Raw genomic sequence first — 20,099 nt, 5'->3', positions numbered from 1 at the left:
GATGACAACCCCCAACGAAAAGATCGTTGAAGCGCTACGGGCCTCGCTCAAGGAAACCGAGCGGTTGCGTCGACAGAACCAGCAGCTCACCGCGGCATCCCGGGAACCGATCGCGATCGTCGGCATGAGCTGCCGGTTCCCCGGAGGGGTACGGTCGCCGGAGGAGCTGTGGCGGCTGGTGGCCGACGGCCAGGACGCCGTCTCCGGCTTCCCCTCGGATCGCGGCTGGGACGTCGAGTCGCTGTACGACCCCGACCCCGAGCACGAAGGCACCTCCTACGCGCGCGAGGGCGGCTTCCTGCACGACGCCGCCCAGTTCGATCCGGACTTCTTCGGGATCTCGCCGCGCGAGGCGCTGGCCATGGACCCGCAGCAGCGGATCCTGCTGGAGGCGTCCTGGGAGGTGTTCGAAAGCGCCGGCATCGACCCCTCCGCCGCGCGGGGCAGCAGGACCGGCGTGTTCATCGGCGCGTCCTCCCAGGCCTACGGCGCCGGCCAGTACGAGCTGCCGGACGGCGTCGAGGGCCACCTCCTCACCGGCACCGCGTCCAGCGTTGTCTCCGGCCGCATCGCCTACGCCTTCGGCCTGGAGGGACCGGCGGCCACCATCGACACCGCCTGCTCGTCGTCCTCCGTCGCCCTCCACCTCGCCGTGCAGGCACTGCGCCAGAACGAGTGCTCCCTGGCGCTCGCCGGCGGCGTGACCGTACTGGCAACCCCCGATGTGTTCGTGGAGTTCAGCCGGCAGCGGGGGCTGTCCGCCGACGGCCGCTGCAAGTCGTTCGCCGCGGCGGCGGACGGGACCGGCTGGTCCGAGGGCGTGGGCGTGCTGCTCGTCGAGCGACTGTCCGACGCCCGCCGCAACGGCCACCGGGTGCTGGCGCTCGTCGCCGGCAGCGCCGTCAACCAGGACGGCGCCAGCAACGGCCTGACGGCCCCCAACGGACCCGCACAGCAGCGAGTCATCCGCCAGGCACTGGAGAACGCCCGCCTGACGGCCGACCAGATCGACGCGGTCGAGGCGCACGGCACCGGAACCCGGTTGGGCGACCCGATCGAGGCGCAGGCGCTGCTGGCCACCTACGGGCAGGAGCGTCCCGAGGACCGGCCGCTCTGGCTGGGCTCGCTGAAGTCCAACATCGGACACACCCAGAACGCCGCGGGCGTCGCCGGAATCATCAAGATGGTGATGGCGATCCGCCACGGTGTGCTGCCGAGGACGTTGCATGTGGACGAGCCGACGCCGGACGTCGACTGGTCGGCGGGTACGGTGCGACTGCTGACCGGGCCCCGTGAGTGGCCGGAGACCGGTCGGCCGCGCCGGGCCGCGGTCTCGGCCTTCGGCGTGAGCGGCACCAACGCGCACACGATCATCGAGCAGGCGCCCACGGTCGATGACACGCCGGTGACTGCGACGGCACTGCCGGTGGTGCCGTGGGTGCTGTCGGGCCGGACCGAGGATGCCCTGCGGGCGCAGGCGCGGCGGTTGCTTGACCGTGTCGCCGAGGACAGTGGTCTTGAACCGGTTGATGTGGCGTATTCGTTGGCGACGACGCGGGCTGCTCTGGAGCGGCGTGCGGTGGTCGTGGCGGGTGGCCGTGACGGTCTGCTGGCGGGGCTTGAGGCTCTGGCCGAGGGGCGCGGTGCGGCGGCCGGCCTGGTGACCGGGTCGGTGGTGGCGGGCAAGTCGGCGTTCTTGTTCACCGGGCAGGGCAGCCAGCGGCTGGGGATGGGCCGGGAGCTGTACGACGCCTACCCCGTGTTCGCCCAGGCCTTGGACGAGGTTTTGGCTCGGTTCGAACTGCCGTTGCGTGAGGCGGTGTTCGGCGATGAGTCCGGAGTTCTGGACCGGACGGCGTATACGCAGCCCGCGTTGTTCGCGGTGGAGGTGGCGCTGTTCCGGCTGCTGGAATCGTGGGGCGTCAGGCCGGACTTCGTCTCCGGTCATTCGATCGGTGAGATCGCGGCGGCGCATTGTGCGGGTGTGCTGTCGCTGGAGGACGCGTGCACGCTGGTCGCGGCCCGTGGTCGGCTGATGCAGGAGTTGCCGTCCGGTGGTGCGATGGTGGCGGTGCAGGCGACCGAGGACGAGGTCACCCCGTACCTGACCGACGCGGTGAGCATCGCCGCCGTCAACGGCCCCGCTTCGGCGGTTGTCGCGGGTGACGAGGACGCCGTACTGGAGATCGCCGCCCGCTTCGAGGAGCAGGGCCGCAAGACGAAGCGCCTGACGGTCAGTCACGCGTTCCATTCCCCGCACATGGACGGGATGATGGAGGCCTTCCGTCAGGTCGCCGAGGGCTTGTCGTACGAGGCCCCGCGTATTCCGCTCGTCTCGAACCTCACCGGCGCTCTCGCGATCGCCGAGGAGATCACCGACCCCGGCTTCTGGGTCCGTCATGTGCGTGAGGCGGTCCGCTTCCACGACGGCATCCGCACCCTCGAGGCCCAGAACGTCACCACGTTCATCGAGCTCGGCCCCGACGGTGTGCTCTCGGCGATGGCGCAGGACTGCGTCACCGGCGAGGACCACGCCTTCGTTGCGGTGCTCCGTGCGGGCCGTCCGGAACCGGAGACCCTGACCACGGTTCTCGGGCAGGCCCATATCCGGGGCATCGCGGTGGACTGGCAGGCCTACTACGCCGGCACCGGCGCCCGACGCGTCGATCTGCCCACGTATGCCTTCCAGCACCGGCGTTTCTGGTTGGAGGCGCCGGCGGGCTGGGTGGGTGATGTGGTGTCGGCCGGGTTGGAGGCGGCCGGGCATCCGTTGCTGGGTGCGGCGGTGGCGCTGGCCGATTCCGACGGGTTGTTGTTCACGGGTCGGTTGTCCCTGGACACGCAGCCGTGGCTGGCGGATCACGCGGTGATGGGTGCGGTGGTGCTGCCGGGTACGGCGTTCGTGGAGCTGGCGGTCCGGGCGGGGGACCAGGTCGGCTGTGACCGGCTGGAGGAGCTGACGCTGGAGGCGCCGCTGGTGCTGCCCGAGCGGGGTGCCGTACAGCTGCAGCTGGTGGTCGGCGCGCCGGACGACGACGGACGACGGCCGCTCACTGTCGCCTCGCGACCGCAGGACGCCCGAACCGAGCAGGAGTGGACCCGGCATGCCACCGGCCTGCTGGCCGTCTCCGGCGCCCAGCGGTCCTCCGTCGACCTTTCCGCATGGCCTCCGGCGGGTGCGGAACCGGTCGAGGTGGCCAACCTGTACGAGGAGCTGGCCGAGACCGGCCTGCGCTACGGGCCGGTCTTCCAGGGGCTGCGGGCGGCCTGGCGGCGTGGCGAGGAGGTCTTCGCCGAGGTCGCCCTGCCCGAGACGGCCGTGGACGGGGCGGGACGGTTCGGGCTGCACCCCGCCCTGCTCGATGCCGCGCTGCACGCGCTGGGGCTGGGCGTGCTGGACGACTCCGGTGGCGGGCGGCTGCCCTTCGCCTGGAGCGGGGTGTCGCTGCACGCCGGCGGTGCGTCGGCATTGCGCGTGCACCTCGCACCGACGGGTGGGGACGCTGTGCGGCTGGCGGTCGCGGACGCCGCGGGGGCGCCCGTGGCGACCGTGGAGTCGCTCGTTCTGCGCGCTGTCTCCAAGGACCAGGTGCAGGCCGCACGCGTCGCGTACCACGAGTCGGTCCTGCGAGTGGAGTGGGTGAACCTCCCGGCCGGCCGGGACCAGGCCGCCGCGGCGACCGAATCCGCGGCCGTGGCCGGTGTCCGTCGAGCCGTGCTCGGCAGCTGGGCCTCGTTCCCGGCGGGCGTCCCGGCGAGCCTCCTGGAAGGGACGAGCGGACTTCACGCGGACCTGACGGCGCTGTCGGCCGCCGTGGACCTGGGCGCTCCGGTGCCGGACGAGGTGTTCGTCCACATCGGTGCGACGGGTGCCCTCTCCGGTGCCGCTGTGCGTGCCGCGGTGGTGGAGGCGCTGGAGCTGGCGCAGGCGTGGCTGGCCGACACCCGGTTCGCGGGGGCGCGGCTGGTCGTGGTGACGCGTGGTGCGGTCGCGGCGGCCGAACGGGACGCGGACGTCGATCCGGCCCTGGCGGCCGTATGGGGGTTGCTGCGCTCGGCCGTGTCGGAGAATCCGGACCGTTTCGTCCTCGTCGACTGCGACGGGGAGGAGGCGTCCTGGCGTGTCCTGCCCACCGCACTGGCCGCGGACGAACCGCAGCTGGCGGTACGCGCGGGGGAACTTCTGGTGCCGCGCCTGGCCCGGGTCGCGGCAGGGGCCGCCATCGAGAGTCCCAGGGCGTACGACCCCGAGGGAACGGTGCTGCTGACGGGTGCTTCGGGGATGCTGGGCGGGTTGTTCGCCCGGCATCTGGCGACGGAGCACGGGGTCCGGCGTCTGCTGCTGGTCAGCCGACGCGGCGCCGAGGCAGCGGGTGCGGACGAACTCACGGCAGAACTCGGCGCGCTCGGTGCGCACGTCACCTGGGCGGCCTGTGACGTGGCCGACCGAGAGGCGCTCGCCGAGGTCATCGCATCCGTCCCGGCCGACCATCCGCTGGCCGCCGTCGTGCACACCGCCGGAGTGCTGGACGACGGCGTGGTCGCTTCCCAGTCGCCGAACCGTGTCGACCGTGTCTTCGGGCCCAAGGTCGACGGCGCCCTGCACCTGCACGAGCTGACGCGCGACGCGGACCTGTCGGCGTTCGTGCTGTTCTCGTCGTCCTCCGGTGTCTTCGGCGGCCCCGGACAGGCCAACTACGCGGCGGCCAACGCGTTTCTCGACGCGCTGGCCGCGCACCGGCGAGCCCAGGGGCTGCCGGCCAGTTCGCTGGCCTGGGGCCTGTGGGGCGAGTCCGGCGGCATGGCGAGCACACTGGACGAGACGGACATCCGCCGTCTGCGCCGCGCCGGTCTGCCTCCGCTGTCGGCCGCCGAGGGACGTACGCTGTTCGACCTCGCCCAGGACACCGACGAGGCGGCTCTCGTCCTGATGCGTGTCGACGTGCCTACCCTGCGCGGCCAGGCGGCGGGCGCCATGTCACCGTTGCTGCGAGGGCTGGTGCGTGCTCCGCGGCGCCGGGCGGCCGGCACCGTCGGCTCCGCGGCGGGCGGCGCCTCGCACCTGCTCGAACGGCTGACCGGCCGGACGGCACCCGAGCAGGACCGGATCATGCTGGATCTGGTACGGACCCAGGTCGCGAACGCGCTCGGGCACGCCGGACCCGCGGCGGTGGAACCCGCACGCGCGTTCAAGGAGCTCGGGTTCGACTCGCTCACCGCCGTCGAACTGCGCAACCTCCTCGGCGACGCGACCGGCCTGCGGCTGCCACCCACGCTCGTCTTCGACTATCCGACCTCGGCCGCGCTCGCGACGCACCTGCGCGGTGAGCTCCTCGGCCGGCAGGCCGAGACCGCCGTGGTGCCGGTGACAGGTGCCGCGGCCGACGACCCCATCGCGATCGTGGCGATGAGCTGCCGTTTCCCCGGCGGGGTCCGCACCCCCGAGGAGCTGTGGCAGCTGCTGGTGTCCGGCCGGGACGGCATCACGGGCTTCCCGACCGACCGGGGCTGGGACCTGGATGCCCTGTACAGCGACGACCCCGACCGTGAGGGCACCAGCTACACGCGCGAGGGTGGCTTCCTGCACGACGCCGCGTACTTCGACGCGGACTTCTTCGGGATCTCGCCGCGCGAGGCGCTGGCGATGGACCCGCAGCAGCGGCTGCTGCTGGAAACCTCCTGGGAGGCCTTCGAACGGGCCGGGATCGACCCGGCCACGCTACGTGGCAGCAGGACCGGTGTCTTCGTCGGCTCCAACGAACAGGACTACCTGACCCTGTGGCTGCGGGACGCCGACGGCCTCGAAGGACACCTGGGCACCGGCAACGCGGCCAGCGTCGCCTCCGGCCGCCTCTCCTACACGTTCGGCCTCGAGGGCCCCGCGATCACCGTCGACACCGCCTGCTCCTCCTCGCTGGTCACACTGCATCTGGCCGCGCAGGCACTGCGCAGCGGCGAGTGCTCACTGGCCCTCGCCGGAGCCGTGACGCTCATGTCCACGCCGGGTGCGTTCACCGAGTTCAGCCGGCAGCGCGGCCTGGCCGCCGACGGCCGGATCAAGGCGTTCGCGGCTGCCGCCGACGGCACCAGCTGGTCCGAGGGCGTCGCCATGCTGCTCGTGGAACGCCTGTCGGACGCCCGCCGCAACGGCCACCCCGTGCTGGCCGTACTGCGCGGCAGCGCCGTCAACCAGGACGGTGCGAGCAACGGCCTGACGGCGCCCAACGGTCCCTCGCAGCAGCGTGTCATCCGGCAGGCCCTGGCCAACGCCGGGCTGTCCGCCGCCGACGTCGACGCGGTCGAGGCCCACGGCACCGGTACCACCCTGGGCGACCCGATCGAGGCCCAGGCGCTGCTGGCCACCTACGGCCAGGACCGCCCCGCCGACCGCCCGCTGTGGCTGGGCTCGGTGAAGTCGAACATCGGCCATACCCAGGCCGTCGCGGGCGCCGCCGGTGTGATCAAGATGATCCTGGCGATGCGGCACGACCTGCTTCCGCGGACCCTGCACGTGGACGAGCCGACCCCGCACGTGGACTGGTCGTCGGGGGCGATAGAACTGCTCACCGAGTCCAGGGAATGGCCCCGGACGGGCCGGCCGCGCCGTGCGGGTGTCTCCTCGTTCGGATACAGCGGAACCAACGCACACGTTGTCCTCGAACAGGCGCCCACGGAAGAGCCGGAGCGGCCGACCGTCCCTCCGGCGCCGCCCGTGCTGCCCTACCTGCTGTCGGGCCGCTCCAGTGACGCTCTCCGTGCCCAGGCCGACCGACTGCTGTCCCACCTCGGCACGCACACCGGGCCGGAGCCGCTCGACGTCGCCTGTTCGCTCGCCACCGGACGCTCGGCGTTCGACGTACGCGCCGTCGTCGTCGCGGACGACCGCGACGGTCTCGTGTCCGGGCTGACCGCGCTGTCCGAAGGAAGCAGTACCACCGGACTCGTGCAGGGCACTCCTGCCGGTGGCAAGTCGGCGTTCTTGTTCACCGGTCAGGGCAGTCAGCGGCTGGGGATGGGCCGGGAGCTGTACGACGCCTATCCCGTGTTCGCCCGGGCGCTGGACGAGGTCTTCGCGCGGTTCGAACTGCCGCTGCGTGAGGCGCTGTTCGGGGACGATGCCGGGCTGATCGACCAGACGGCTTACACGCAGCCTGCCCTGTTCGCGGTGGAGGTGGCGCTGTTCCGGCTCCTCGAATCGTGGGGCATCCGGCCGGACTTCGTCTCCGGTCATTCGATCGGTGAGATCGCGGCGGCGCATTGTGCGGGTGTGCTGTCGCTGGAGGACGCGTGCACGCTGGTCGCGGCGCGGGGCCGGCTGATGCAGGAGTTGCCGTCCGGTGGTGCGATGGTGGCGGTGCAGGCGACCGAGGACGAGGTCACCCCGTACCTGACCGACGCCGTGAGCATCGCGGCCGTCAACGGCCCCACCTCCGTGGTCGTGGCCGGTGACGAGGACGTCGTACTGGGGATCGCGGCCCGCTTCGGGGAGCTGGGCCGCAAGACCCGTCGCCTGACGGTCAGTCACGCCTTCCATTCCCCGCACATGGACGGCATGCTGGCCGACTTCCGCAAGGTAGCGGAGGGGTTGTCGTACGAGGCCCCGCGTATCCCGGTCGTCTCGAACCTCACCGGTGCTCTCGCGACCGCCGAGGAGATCACCGGCCCCGACTTCTGGGTGCGCCACGTCCGCGAGGCCGTGCGCTTCCACGACGGCATCCGCACGCTCGAAGCCGAAGGGGTGACGACGTATGTCGAACTCGGGCCCGACGGTGTGCTGTCGGCGATGGGTCAGGAGTGCATCACCGGCGACGACCAAGCGTTCGAACCCGTGCTGCGCAAGGGGCGCTCCGAAACGGAGGCGCTGGTCAGGGCGCTGGCGCAGGTCCACGTCCGGGGTGTCGCGGTGGACTGGCGGGCATTCTTCGCCGGCACCGGTGCACGCAGCGTCGACCTGCCCACCTACGCGTTCCAGCGTCACCGCTTCTGGCCCGAGCACGCGGGCACCGCTTCCCGGCCCGCCGCGGTGGGCGACGCCTCCGTGGAAGCGCGGTTCTGGCAGGCCGTGGAGCGCCAGGACCTGGCGGCCGTCGCCGCCGAACTCGAGGTCGAGCAGGACACGTGGCTCGACGGCATGCTGCCCGCCCTGTCCTCCTGGCGGCGTCGGCGCGATGAGCGGTCGACAGTGGATGGCTGGTGCTACCGCACCGTGTGGAAGCCGCTGGCCGATGCCTCCGGCACACGGCTGTCCGGCCGATGGCTGGTGGTCGTGCCGGAGACGGGAGCCGCCGCGGACATCTGCGGCGGGCTGGCCGAACGCGGTGCGGACGTCCATGAGTTCCTGCTGACGCAGGCCGACGCGGACAACCGTGCCGCACTGGCCGAACGGCTCACCACCGAGGCGTCCGCGGTCACGGGCGTCATCTCGCTGCTGGACGGCCCCCTGGCGGTGACGTCGACCGCCGTACTGGTGCAGGCGCTGGGCGACGCCCAGGTCACGGCCCCCCTGTGGTGTGTCACCCGTGGCGCGATGTCGACCGCCGTCGGAGACCGGCCCCGGGACCCGGCACAGGCGGCGGTCTGGGGCCTTGGCCGGGTGGCCGCCCTGGAGCATCCGGAACGCTGGGGCGGGTTGATCGACCTGCCAGAGACCGTGGACGCCCAGGCGCTGTCCCGACTGGCCGGCACCTTGTCCCGTGCGGCCGGCACCCTGTCCCGGACGGCCGGTTCCGGCGCGGCCGACGAGGACCAGATCGCCATCCGCCCCTCCGGCCTGCTCGCCCGCAGGCTGGTCCGCGCCTCCGCGGCCGGTGCCCCGCCGGCACGGACGTGGAAGCCCGAGGGCACGGTGCTGGTGACGGGTGGTACGGGTGCGTTGGGTGCCGAGGTGGCGCGGTGGCTTGCGCGTCGGGGTGCTGATCATGTGCTGTTGGTCAGTCGTCGTGGTTCGGGGGCGCCGGGGGCGGTGGAGCTGGAGGCGGAGCTCGGGTCGTTGGGTGCCCGGGTGACGGTGGCGGCGTGTGATGTGGGGGACCGGGAGGCGTTGGGCCGGCTTCTGGAGTCGGTGCCGGAGGAGTTTCCGTTGTCGGCGGTCGTGCACACGGCCGGTGTGCTGGACGACGGGGTGCTGGACTCGCTGACTCCGGAGCGGTTCGAGGCGGTGCTGCGGGCGAAGGCGGTCTCCGCGGTGCATCTGCATGAACTCACCCGGCACATGGACCTGTCGGCCTTCGTGCTCTTCTCCTCCATGAGCGGCACGCTCGGCGCTCCAGGTCAGGCCAACTACGCAGCGGCCAACGCCCACCTCGACGCGCTCGCCGAGCAGCGGCGCGCCGACGGACTGCCCGCCACCTCGATCGCCTGGGGAGCCTGGGCGGCCGGCATGGCGTCCGACGAGGCGCTGGCGAAGCGCATGGCGCTCGGCGGAGTCCCGCCCATGGCCGGCGACGCGGCGATCTCCGCGCTGCAGCGGATGCTGGACCAGGACGAGACCGTGATGACCGTCGCGGACGTCGACTGGCAGCGCTACGCCACCGGGTTCACCGCCGTGCGGCCCAGCCCCCTGCTGGCCGACCTGCCCGAGGCGCGGACCGAACAGGCCGCGGCCCCCGCACCTGGCGCGGCCCCCCGGTCCTCGGCGGCCCAGCGGCTCGCCGGGCTCGCCGAGGCGGAACAGAAACAGCTCCTCCTCGACCTGGTCCTCACGCATGTCGCCCAGGTACTCGGCCACGCGGACGCCGCCGACGTCGACGCCGGGCGGGCGTTCAAGGAGCTTGGCTTCGACTCGCTGACGGCGGTCGAGCTGCGCAACCGACTGGGCGCCGCGAGCGACCTGCGGCTCCCGACGACGCTGGTGTTCGACCATCCGACTCCGTCCGCGCTGGCCGATCACCTGTGGACCGAACTGGTCGGCACCCGGGCCGTGGCCCACGGCCCGGTGCCGCGAGCGGGGCAGCCGGCGGACGACCCCATCGCGATCGTGGCGATGAGCTGTCGCTTCCCGGGCGGCGTACGGTCGCCGGAGGACTTGTGGCAGCTCCTCGTCTCAGGCGCGGACGCCGTCTCCGGTCTTCCCCTCGACCGCGGCTGGAACGTCGAACGCCTCTACGACCCGGACCCCGACGCACCCGGCACCTCGTACGCACGTGAGGGCGGATTCCTCTACGACGCGGGCGACTTCGACCCGGGGTTCTTCGGGATCAGCCCGCGCGAGGCGCTCGCCATGGACCCGCAGCAGCGGCTGCTGCTGGAGACCACCTGGGAGGCGTTCGAACGGGCCGGGATCGACCCGGCGACCGTGCGCGGCAGCCAGGCCGGCGTGTTCGTGGGCACCAACGGCCAGGACTACCTCTCGCTCCTCCTGGAGGACCCCGAGGGGCTCGAGGGACACCTGGGCACGGGCAACGCGGCGAGCGTGGTCTCCGGACGGCTCGCCTACGTCTTCGGGCTCGAAGGCCCCGCCGTGACGGTGGACACGGCCTGCTCGTCCTCCCTGGTCGCCCTGCACTGGGCGATCCAGGCGCTGCGCAGCGGTGAGTGCGAGCTGGCCCTGGCCGGCGGCGTGACCGTGATGTCGACACCGGGCACCTTCATCGACTTCAGCCGGCAGCGTGGTCTTGCTGCCGACGGCCGGGTGAAGGCGTTCGCGGCGGGTGCGGACGGCACCGGCTGGGGTGAGGGTGTGGGCATGCTGCTGGTCGAGCGGCTGTCCGATGCCCGCCGCAACGGCCACCCCGTGCTGGCGGTGGTCCGCGGCTCGGCGGTGAACCAGGATGGTGCGAGCAATGGTCTGACGGCGCCGAACGGTCCGTCGCAACAGCGGGTGATCCGGCAGGCGCTGGCGAGTGCCGGGCTGTCCGCCGCCGATGTCGACGCGGTGGAGGCGCACGGTACGGGTACGACGCTGGGCGACCCGATCGAGGCGCAGGCGCTGCTGGCCACCTACGGGCAGGAGCGTGGCGAGGACCGGCCGCTGTGGCTGGGATCGATCAAGTCGAACATCGGTCACACGCAGGCGGCCGCCGGTGTCGCGGGCGTCATCAAGATGGTGATGGCGATGCGGCACGGTGTGCTGCCGCGGACCCTGCACGTGGACGAGCCGACGCCGCACGTGGACTGGTCGGCGGGCGCGGTGGAGTTGCTGACCGAGGCCCGGGAGTGGCCGGAGACCGGCCGCCCTCGCCGGGCGGGTGTGTCGTCCTTCGGTTTCAGCGGCACCAACGCCCACACCATCCTCGAAGAGGCACCCGAAGGCGACGTGACCGACGCTCCCCGGACGCGGTCGTACCCCGCCGCCACGGTCGTGCCGCTGCTCGTGTCGGCGATGGACGCCGACGCTCTGCCGGCGCAGGCCGACAGGTTGTGGTCGCATCTGACGGCGCGCCCCGAACTGGACCTGGCGGACATCGGGTACTCACTGGCCGTGGGCCGCTCGTCCTTCGAAGAGCGCGCGGTGGTCGTGGCATCGGAGCACGACTCTGCGGTGGCCGGCCTTCAGGCCCTGGCCCTGGGCAGCCCGTCGCCCCGAGTCATCCGCGGCAGCACAGCCAGCCGGGGCAAGTCGGCGTTCCTGTTCACCGGTCAGGGCAGCCAGCGGCTGGGGATGGGCCGGGAGCTGTACGACGCCCACCCCGCCTTCACCCGGGCACTGGACGAGATCTTCGCCCACTTCGAAATCCCGCTGCGCGAGGTGATGTTCGGGGACGATGCCGGGCTGATCGACCAGACGGCGTATACCCAGCCCGCGTTGTTCGCGGTGGAGGTGGCGCTGTTCCGGCTTCTGGAGTCGTGGGGTATGAGGCCGGACTTCGTCTCCGGTCATTCGATCGGTGAGATCGCTGCGGCGCATTGTGCGGGTGTGCTGTCGCTGGAGGACGCCTGCACCCTGGTGGCGGCGCGTGGCCGGCTGATGCAGGAGCTGCCCGCCGGTGGTGCGATGGTGGCCGTCCAGGCCACCGAGGACGAGATCACCCCGTACCTGACCGACGCCGCGAGCATCGCGGCCGTCAACGGCCCCACCTCCGTGGTCGTGGCCGGTGACGAGGACGTCGTACTGGAGATCGCGGCCCGCTTCGGGGAACTGGGCCGCAAGACCCGTCGCCTGACGGTCAGTCACGCCTTCCATTCCCCGCACATGGACGGCATGCTGGCCGACTTCCGCAAGGTCGCCGAGGGGTTGTCGTACGAGGCCCCGCGCATCCCGCTCGTCTCCAACCTCACCGGCACGATCACAACCCCGGACGAGCTCACCAACCCTGACTTCTGGGTCCGTCACGTCCGCGAGGCCGTGCGCTTCCACGACGGCATCCGTGCCCTCGAAGCACACAACGTGACGACTTTCGTCGAACTCGGACCCGACGGTGTGTTGTCGGCGATGGGGCAGGAGTGCGTGACCGGCGAGGACCGGATGTTCGTGCCCGTGCTGCGCAGGGGACGCGCCGAGCCGGAGACGCTGGTGACGGGGCTCGGACAGGCCCATGTGCGCGGTGTCGCGGTGGACTGGCGGGCGTTCTTCGGCGATGGGGGAGCCCGCCGCGTCGACCTGCCCACCTATGCGTTCCAGCACCGGCGCTACTGGCCGCGGACTTCCCTGCCGTCGGCGGACGCGGGGTGGCGCTACCGGGTGGTCTGGCAGCCGCTGCGTGAGAGCGGTGCGACCCGGCTGCCCGGGGAGTGGCTGACGGTGGTGCCACGCGCCGGAGCCGCGGCAGACGTCATCGAGGGACTGGCCCGGCACGGGGCCGGCCTCCGGCAACTGACCTTCCCCGTCGAAGGCGCCGACCGGCACTCGCTGGCCGCGCTGATCCGGGACGTCGTCGGCGACGCGCCGGAGCTCGAAGGCGTGCTGTGGCTGCCGAACGCCGGCACGGGCGCCGCTCTGACCGCCTTGCTGGTCCAGGCACTGGGCGACGCCGGTGTCACGGCACCCCTGTGGTGTGTCACCCGTGGCGCGGTCGCCACGGCAGCCTCCGAGCCGGTGCACGATGCCGTGCAGGCACAGATCTGGGGTCTGGGACGGGTGGCCGCCCTGGAGCACCCGGGACGCTGGGGCGGACTGGTCGACCTGCCGCGGACGCCGGACGAGCGGGCACTGTCCCGGCTGGCCGGCGTGCTGGCCGGCAGCGGCCACGAGGACCAGGTCGCGGTACGCTCCTCGGCCCTCTTCGGACGCCGGCTGCTGCGGGCACCGCAGGGCCCCGAGCACGAGGACGCCTGGACCCCGCGCGGCACGGTGCTGGTGACGGGTGGTACGGGTGCGTTGGGTGCCGAGGTGGCGCGGTGGCTTGCGCGTCGGGGTGCTGATCATGTGCTGTTGGTCAGTCGTCGTGGTTCGGGGGCGCCGGGGGCGGTGGAGCTGGAGGCGGAGCTCGGGTCGTTGGGTGCCCGGGTGACGGTGGCGGCGTGTGATGTGGGGGACCGGGAGGCGTTGGGCCGGCTTCTGGAGTCGGTGCCGGAGGAGTTTCCGTTGTCGGCGGTCGTGCACACGGCCGGTGTGCTGGACGACGGGGTGCTGGACTCGCTGACTCCGGAGCGGTTCGAGGCGGTGCTGCGGGCGAAGGCGGTCTCCGCGGTGCATCTGGATGAACTCACCCGGTACATGGACCTGTCGGCCTTCGTGCTCTTCTCCTCGGTGAGTGGCGTATGGGGAACCGCGGGTCAGGCCAACTACGCAGCGGCCAACGCCCACCTCGACGCGCTCGCCGAGCAGCGGCGCGCCGACGGACTGCCCGCCACCTCGATCGCCTGGGGCCCCTGGGCCGAGGGCGGCATGGCCGCCGACGAGACCCTCGCGCAGCGGATGCGGGCCGGCGGCGTACCGCCCATGACCACCTCGGCCGCGATCGACGCGCTGCAGCACGCACTGGACTCGCACGACACGGTGGTGGCCGTCGCGGACGTCGACTGGCAGCGGTTCGCACCCGGCTTCACCGCCGTGCGCCGAAGCCCCCTGCTGGCGGAACTCCCCGAAGCACGCGACGCCCTGGCACCCGCCGAATCCGCCGCCGATTCCGGCACGGACAAGGTCCCCGCGTCCTCCTTCGCACAGCGCATGTCCCGTCTCCCCGAGACGGAGCAGCGGCGCCTGCTGCTGGATCTGGTACGTGAGACCGTCGCGGCCGTGCTCGGCCACGCCGGTCCCGAGACCGTCGGCGCCAACCGCGCGTTCAAGGAGCTCGGCTTCGATTCGCTGACGGCGGTCGAGCTCCGCAACCGCCTGGGGGCCGCAGGAGAGCTGCGGCTGCCCGCCACGCTGATCTACGACTACCCGACTCCGTCCGCGCTGGCCGATCACCTGTGGACGGAACTGCTCGGCACGCAGGCGGTGTCCGGCGGCCCGGTGGCGCGGTCGGCGGAGGCGACGGACGACCCGATTGCGATCGTCGGCATGAGCTGCCGCTTCCCCGGTGGCGTACGGTCGCCGGAAGACCTCTGGCAGCTCCTCGCCTCCGGGCGGGACGCGATCTCCGTCTTCCCCACCGACCGCGGCTGGGACCTCGACTCGCTGTACGGCTCCCGGTCGGACGCGTTTCCCACCACGGGCTCTCCCGCTTCCGGTACGACGAACACGTCGTACGCGCATGAGGGCGGCTTCCTCTACGACGCGGCCGAGTTCGACCCGGCGTTCTTCGGGATCAGCCCGCGCGAGGCGCTCGCCATGGACCCGCAGCAGCGGCTGCTGCTGGAGACGTCGTGGGAGGCGTTCGAACGCGCCGGAATCGATCCGTCGTCCGTACGCGGCAGCCAGGCGGGCGTGTTCATCGGGACCAACGGTCAGGACTACCTGTCCCTGGTCCTCAACTCGCCCGAGGCCACGGACGGCTTCATGAGCACCGGCAACTCGGCCAGCGTCGTCTCCGGGCGTCTCGCCTACACCTTCGGTGTCGAAGGGCCTGCCGTGACGGTGGACACGGCCTGCTCCTCGTCGCTGGTCGCCCTGCATCTGGCCGCCCAGGCGCTGCGCAGTGGTGAGTGCGAGCTGGCGCTGGCCGGCGGTGTGACCGTGATGTCGACACCCGGCGCGTTCATCGAGTTCAGCCGGCAGCGTGGTCTTGCTGCCGATGGCCGGGTGAAGGCGTTCGCGGCGGGTGCGGACGGCACCGGCTGGGGTGAGGGTGTGGGCATGCTGCTGGTGGAGCGGCTGTCCGATGCCCGCCGTAACGGTCACCCGGTGCTGGCGGTGGTCCGCGGCTCGGCGGTGAACCAGGATGGTGCGAGCAATGGTTTGACGGCGCCGAACGGTCCGTCGCAGCAGCGGGTGATCCGGCAGGCGCTGGCGAGTGCCGGGCTGTCCGCCGCCGACGTGGACGCGGTGGAGGCGCACGGTACGGGTACGACGCTGGGTGACCCGATCGAGGCGCAGGCGCTGCTGGCCACCTACGGCAAGGAGCGTGCCGAGGACCGGCCGCTGTGGCTGGGCTCGATCAAGTCGAACATCGGTCACACGCAGGCGGCTGCCGGCGTGGCCGGTGTGATCAAGATGGTGATGGCGATGCGGCACGGCGTGCTGCCGCGGACCCTGCACGTGGACGAGCCGACGCCGCACGTGGACTGGTCGGCGGGCGCGGTGGAGTTGCTGACCGAGGCCCGGGAGTGGCCGGAGACCGGCCGCCCTCGCCGGGCGGGCGTCTCGTCCTTCGGTGTGAGCGGCACCAACGCCCACACCGTGCTCGAGCAGCCACCGGCAGAAGATGCGGACCGGACGGAGACCCTTCCGTACCAGGCCGCACCGTTGAGCACCATGTGGGTTCTCTCCGCCAAGTCCGACGGGGCGCTGCGGGCTCAGGCCGAGCGCCTGTGGGCGCGGATCGCCTCAGACGGCGATGCGAGGCCGGCAGATGTCGCCTATTCGCTGGCCACCTCGCGGGCCGCGCTGGAGCGACGGGCGGCGGTGGTCGGTGGGGACCGCGACGTCCTGCTGGCCGGGCTCGCCGCACTGGCGGCGGGGGAGCCGGGGTCGCAGGTGGTCCGGGGAACGGTCGGTGAGGGCCGCACGGCGTTCCTGTTCACCGGGCAGGGCAGCCAGCGGCTGGGGATGGGCCGGGAGCTGTACGACACCTACCCCGTGTTCGCCCAGGCCCTGGACGAGATCTTCGAGCGGTTCGAACTGCCGTTGCGTGAGGCGGTGTTCGGCGATGAGTCCGGAGTTCTGGACCGGACGGCTTATACGCAGCCCGCGTTGTTCGCCGTGGAGGTGGCGCTGTTCCGGCTGCTCGAATCGTGGGGCGTCAGGCCGGACTTCGTCTCCGGTCACTCCATCGGTGAGATCGCGGCGGCGCATTGTGCGGGTGTGATGTCGCTGGAGGACGCGTGCACGCTGGTCGCGGCGCGTGGCCGTTTGATGCAGGAGTTGCCGTCCGGTGGTGCGATGGTGGCGGTGCAGGCGAGCGAGGACGAGGTCACCCCGTACCTGTCGGACGCGGTGAGCATCGCCGCGGTCAACGGTCCGGCCTCCGTGGTCGTGGCCGGTGACGAGGACGCCGTACTGGACATTGCCGCTTCCTTCGAGGCGCAGGGGCGGAAGATCAAGCGCCTGACGGTCAGCCATGCGTTCCACTCGCCGCACATGGACGGCATGCTGGACGCCTTCCGCAAGGTCGCCGAGGGCCTGACCTACGAGACCCCGCGCATCCCGCTCGTCTCCAATCTCACCGGCGCCCTCGCGACCCCGGACGAGCTCACCAACCCTGACTTCTGGGTCCGTCACGTCCGTGAGGCGGTCCGTTTCCACGACGGCATCCGCGCCCTGGAAGCCCAGAACGTCAGCACGTTCATCGAGCTGGGCCCGGACGGTGTGCTCTCGGCGATGGGCCAGGACTGCGTCACCGGCGAGGACCACGCGTTCGTACCGGTGCTCCGCGCGGGCCGTCCGGAGCCGGAAACCCTGACCACGGCCCTCGCGCACGCCCACACCCGGGGCATCGCGGTGGACTGGCAGGCGTACTACGCCGGCACCGGCGCCCGACGCGTCGACCTGCCCACCTACGCCTTCCAGCACCGGCACTACTGGGTCGACGTCTTCACCGGCTCCGACGACGTGACGTCCATCGGCATCGGCTCGGCGGACCATCCGTTGCTGGGTGCCGCCGTGGAGCTGCCCGACTCGGACGGTTGCCTGTTCACGGGGCGGCTGTCGTTGCAGACACATCCATGGCTGGCCGATCACACGGTCATGGGGCAGGTGGTGTTGCCCGCGTCGGCGTTCGTGGAGCTGGCGATCCACGCCGGCGACCAGGTCGGCTGTCCGGTGCCGGTCGAACTGGACGTGCACACGCCGCTGGTGTTGCCGGAGCACGGTGGCGTCCAACTGCGGGTGCAGTTGGGCGAGTCCGGACCTGAGGACGGCACGCGGGACCGGTCGGACCGCCGCACCTTGACGGTGTACTCGCGGCCCGAGCGGGCGACTTCCGGTGCCGGTGACGGCATCCGGCCGGACCTCCCGTGGACCCGCAACGCGAGCGCCACGCTCACCGCTGCCCCGGGTGCCGGAGACACCCTCCCCGGCGCGGCCGAGTTGGCGGTCTGGCCGCCTGCCGGTGCCGAAGCGGTGCCGGTCGACACGCTGTACGAGGCGTCGGCTGCCGCGGGGGTCGTGCACGGCGCATCCTTCCGGACGCTGCAGCAGGTGTGGGTGCGCGACGGAGTGGTCTTCGCCGAGGTGCGACTCGCTCCGGACCACGAGGAGGGCGACCGGGGGGAAGGCGGCCAGCGAGGAATCGCTGAGCGGTTCACCCTGCCTCCCGCGCTGCTCGACGCGGCGCTCCTGGCGGCTCACCGGTGTGCTCCGAGCGGTGTCAGGGCGGGTGATCTGGCCCTCGCCTGGCGGGAGGTGGTGCTGCACGCCCCGGCTCCCTCCGTGCTGCGGGTGCGGATCGGTTCCGCGGGCGACGGTTCCGTGGCGTTGACCGCGACGGATTCCGCCGGTGCCCCGGTGGTGACGGCACAGTCCGTGGTCCTGCGCCCCTTCACCGCCGAGCAGGTGGCCGCCACCGTAGCGGCGATGGGCGACCGCAGTGCCCACCACGACTCGCTGTTCCGCCTCGAGTGGCTGCGCACGCCCGTCGCATCCGTCGCCGGATCCGAGAGCGGTGGCTACGCCGTCATCGGCGCACTGGACGACGCAGGAGTGACGGCGTCGCTCATGTCGGCGGGCATCCGGGCCGAGGTCTTCGACGACGTGTCGTCGCTGGAGACGGCCGTCGACGCGGGCCGTGCTGTTCCGGACGTGATCCTGCTGCCGTGCGTATCCGGACCGCGCGCCGCTCACGGCGGGCACGGCGGGCACGGCGAGCACGGCGGGCACGGCGACGGCGGTGACGGCGCTGACGGCGGTGACGGCCACCACGGCGACAGGCCCCGCTTGGCCGCGCAGGTCGGTGCTTCCGTCACCCGGGTACTCGGCGCCCTGCAGTCCTGGCTGGCCGGTGACCGCTTCGCCGGCACCCGGCTGGTGGTCCTCACCGCCGGCGCGGTCGCCACCGGCCCGGGAGAGGACGTCGCGGACCTGGCGCACGCGGCGGTGTGGGGCCTGGTGCGGTCCGCGCAGTCGGAGAACCCCGACCGGATCGTCCTGCTCGACACCGACGGGACCGATGCCTCCTACGGTGCTCTTGCGGGGGCCGTCATGTCCGGGGAGCCGGAACTCGTCCTGCGGTCCGGTTCCGCGTACGTGCCGCGCCTTGCCCGTACGGCGCGGGTCGTCGAGCGGACGGCTCCGGCGTTCGATCCTGAGGGGACCGTCCTGATCACCGGGGCCACCGGTGGGCTGGGGCGGCTGCTCGCACGGCATCTGGCGGTGGAGCACGGTGCCCGCCGTCTGCTGCTGGTCAGCCGGAGCGGACCCGCCGCGGAGGGCATGGCCGAACTCCGGGAGGAACTCGGCCGGTGGGGGACGCAGGTCACGGTGGCGGCCTGCGACGTGGCCGACCGCGCGGCGTTCGCCGAACTCCTCGCGACGGTGCCGGCGGAGCATCCGCTGACGGCCGTCGTGCACACCGCGGCCGTACTGGACGACGGTGTCGTCGACAAGCTCACGCCCGAGCGTGTCGCCCGGGTGCTGCGGGCGAAGGTCGACGCGGCGCTCAATCTGCACGACCTGACCCAGGACCTGGATCTGTCGGCGTTCGTGCTGTTCTCGGCGGCGGCCGGCACGCTCGGCGCCGCCGGGCAGGCCAACTACGCGGCGGCCAACGTCTTCCTCGACGCGCTGGCCCGCCACCGCCGCGCCCGCGGACTGACCGCTCTGTCCCTGGTGTGGGGCATGTGGGCCGAGGAACGCGGCATGGCGGGCAGGCTGGCCGCCGCCGACCGCTCCCGTGCGGCACTCGGAGGCGTTCTGCCGCTGTCGGCGGACCAGGGACTCGCCCTGTTCGACGCCGCCTGCCAGGCGAGCACCGCGTCCGGCGAGGCCGTCCTGGTGCCGCTCGGGCTCGACTTCGGTACCTTGCGCGCCGCCGCGGTGAGCGGCGACCTCCTGCCGATGTTCCGCGGCCTGGTGCGCACGACGGTCCGCCGCCGCTCCGGCGACGGCCACACCGGCGGCGGAGACGGCGCCGAGGGACTGGCGCAGCGGCTGGCGCGGCTGTCGGCGGCCGAGCGGGAACAGACGGTGCTCGATCTGGTACGCGGGCAAGTGGCCGCCGTCCTGGGGCACACCTCGCACGACGAGGTGGGCTCCGGACGGGCGTTCCGCGAACTGGGCTTCGACTCCCTGACCGCGGTCGAACTGCGCAACCGGCTCAACACGGCGACGGGGCTGCGCCTGCAGGCCACGCTCGTCTACGACTATCCGACACCGGCCGCACTCGCGCAGCACCTGCTCGGGCAGGTCGCGCCCGAGGCGGCCGAGCCGGAGGTATCCGTGCTGGACGAGCTGAACCGGCTGGAGAACGCGTTCTCTTCGCCGGCGACCGACGGCCTGGCGGCGCTGATGGCCGACGACGCGGCACACGCCCGGGTCGCGGTACGCCTGCAGTCGCTTCTGGCGCAGTGGAACGACGCACGCCGTGGCCAGGGCGGCGGTGAGACCACGGCGGTCCTCGAAGACGCCAGCGACGACGAGCTGTTCGACTTCATCGACAAGCGGTTCGGCGCGAGCTGAAGCC

1 protein-coding gene is annotated in these 20,099 nt (G+C 72.3%); it reads left to right on the top strand.

Features of this window, described 5'->3' with window-relative positions; all coding sequences use genetic code 11:
* The first annotated feature begins 1 nt into the window (after window position 1).
* Window positions 2-20,095: a type I polyketide synthase gene (locus ACWCQS_RS41060; protein WP_451009234.1), complete on the top strand. Its 20,094-nt coding sequence runs from the start codon at window positions 2-4 to the stop codon at window positions 20,093-20,095.
* Window positions 20,096-20,099 lie beyond the last annotated feature (4 nt).

It is taken from the genome of Streptomyces sp. NPDC002076, from assembly GCF_053593835.1.
The sequence above is the reverse complement of the archived record's forward strand: the minus strand, read 5'-3'. Positions and strand labels throughout refer to the sequence as shown.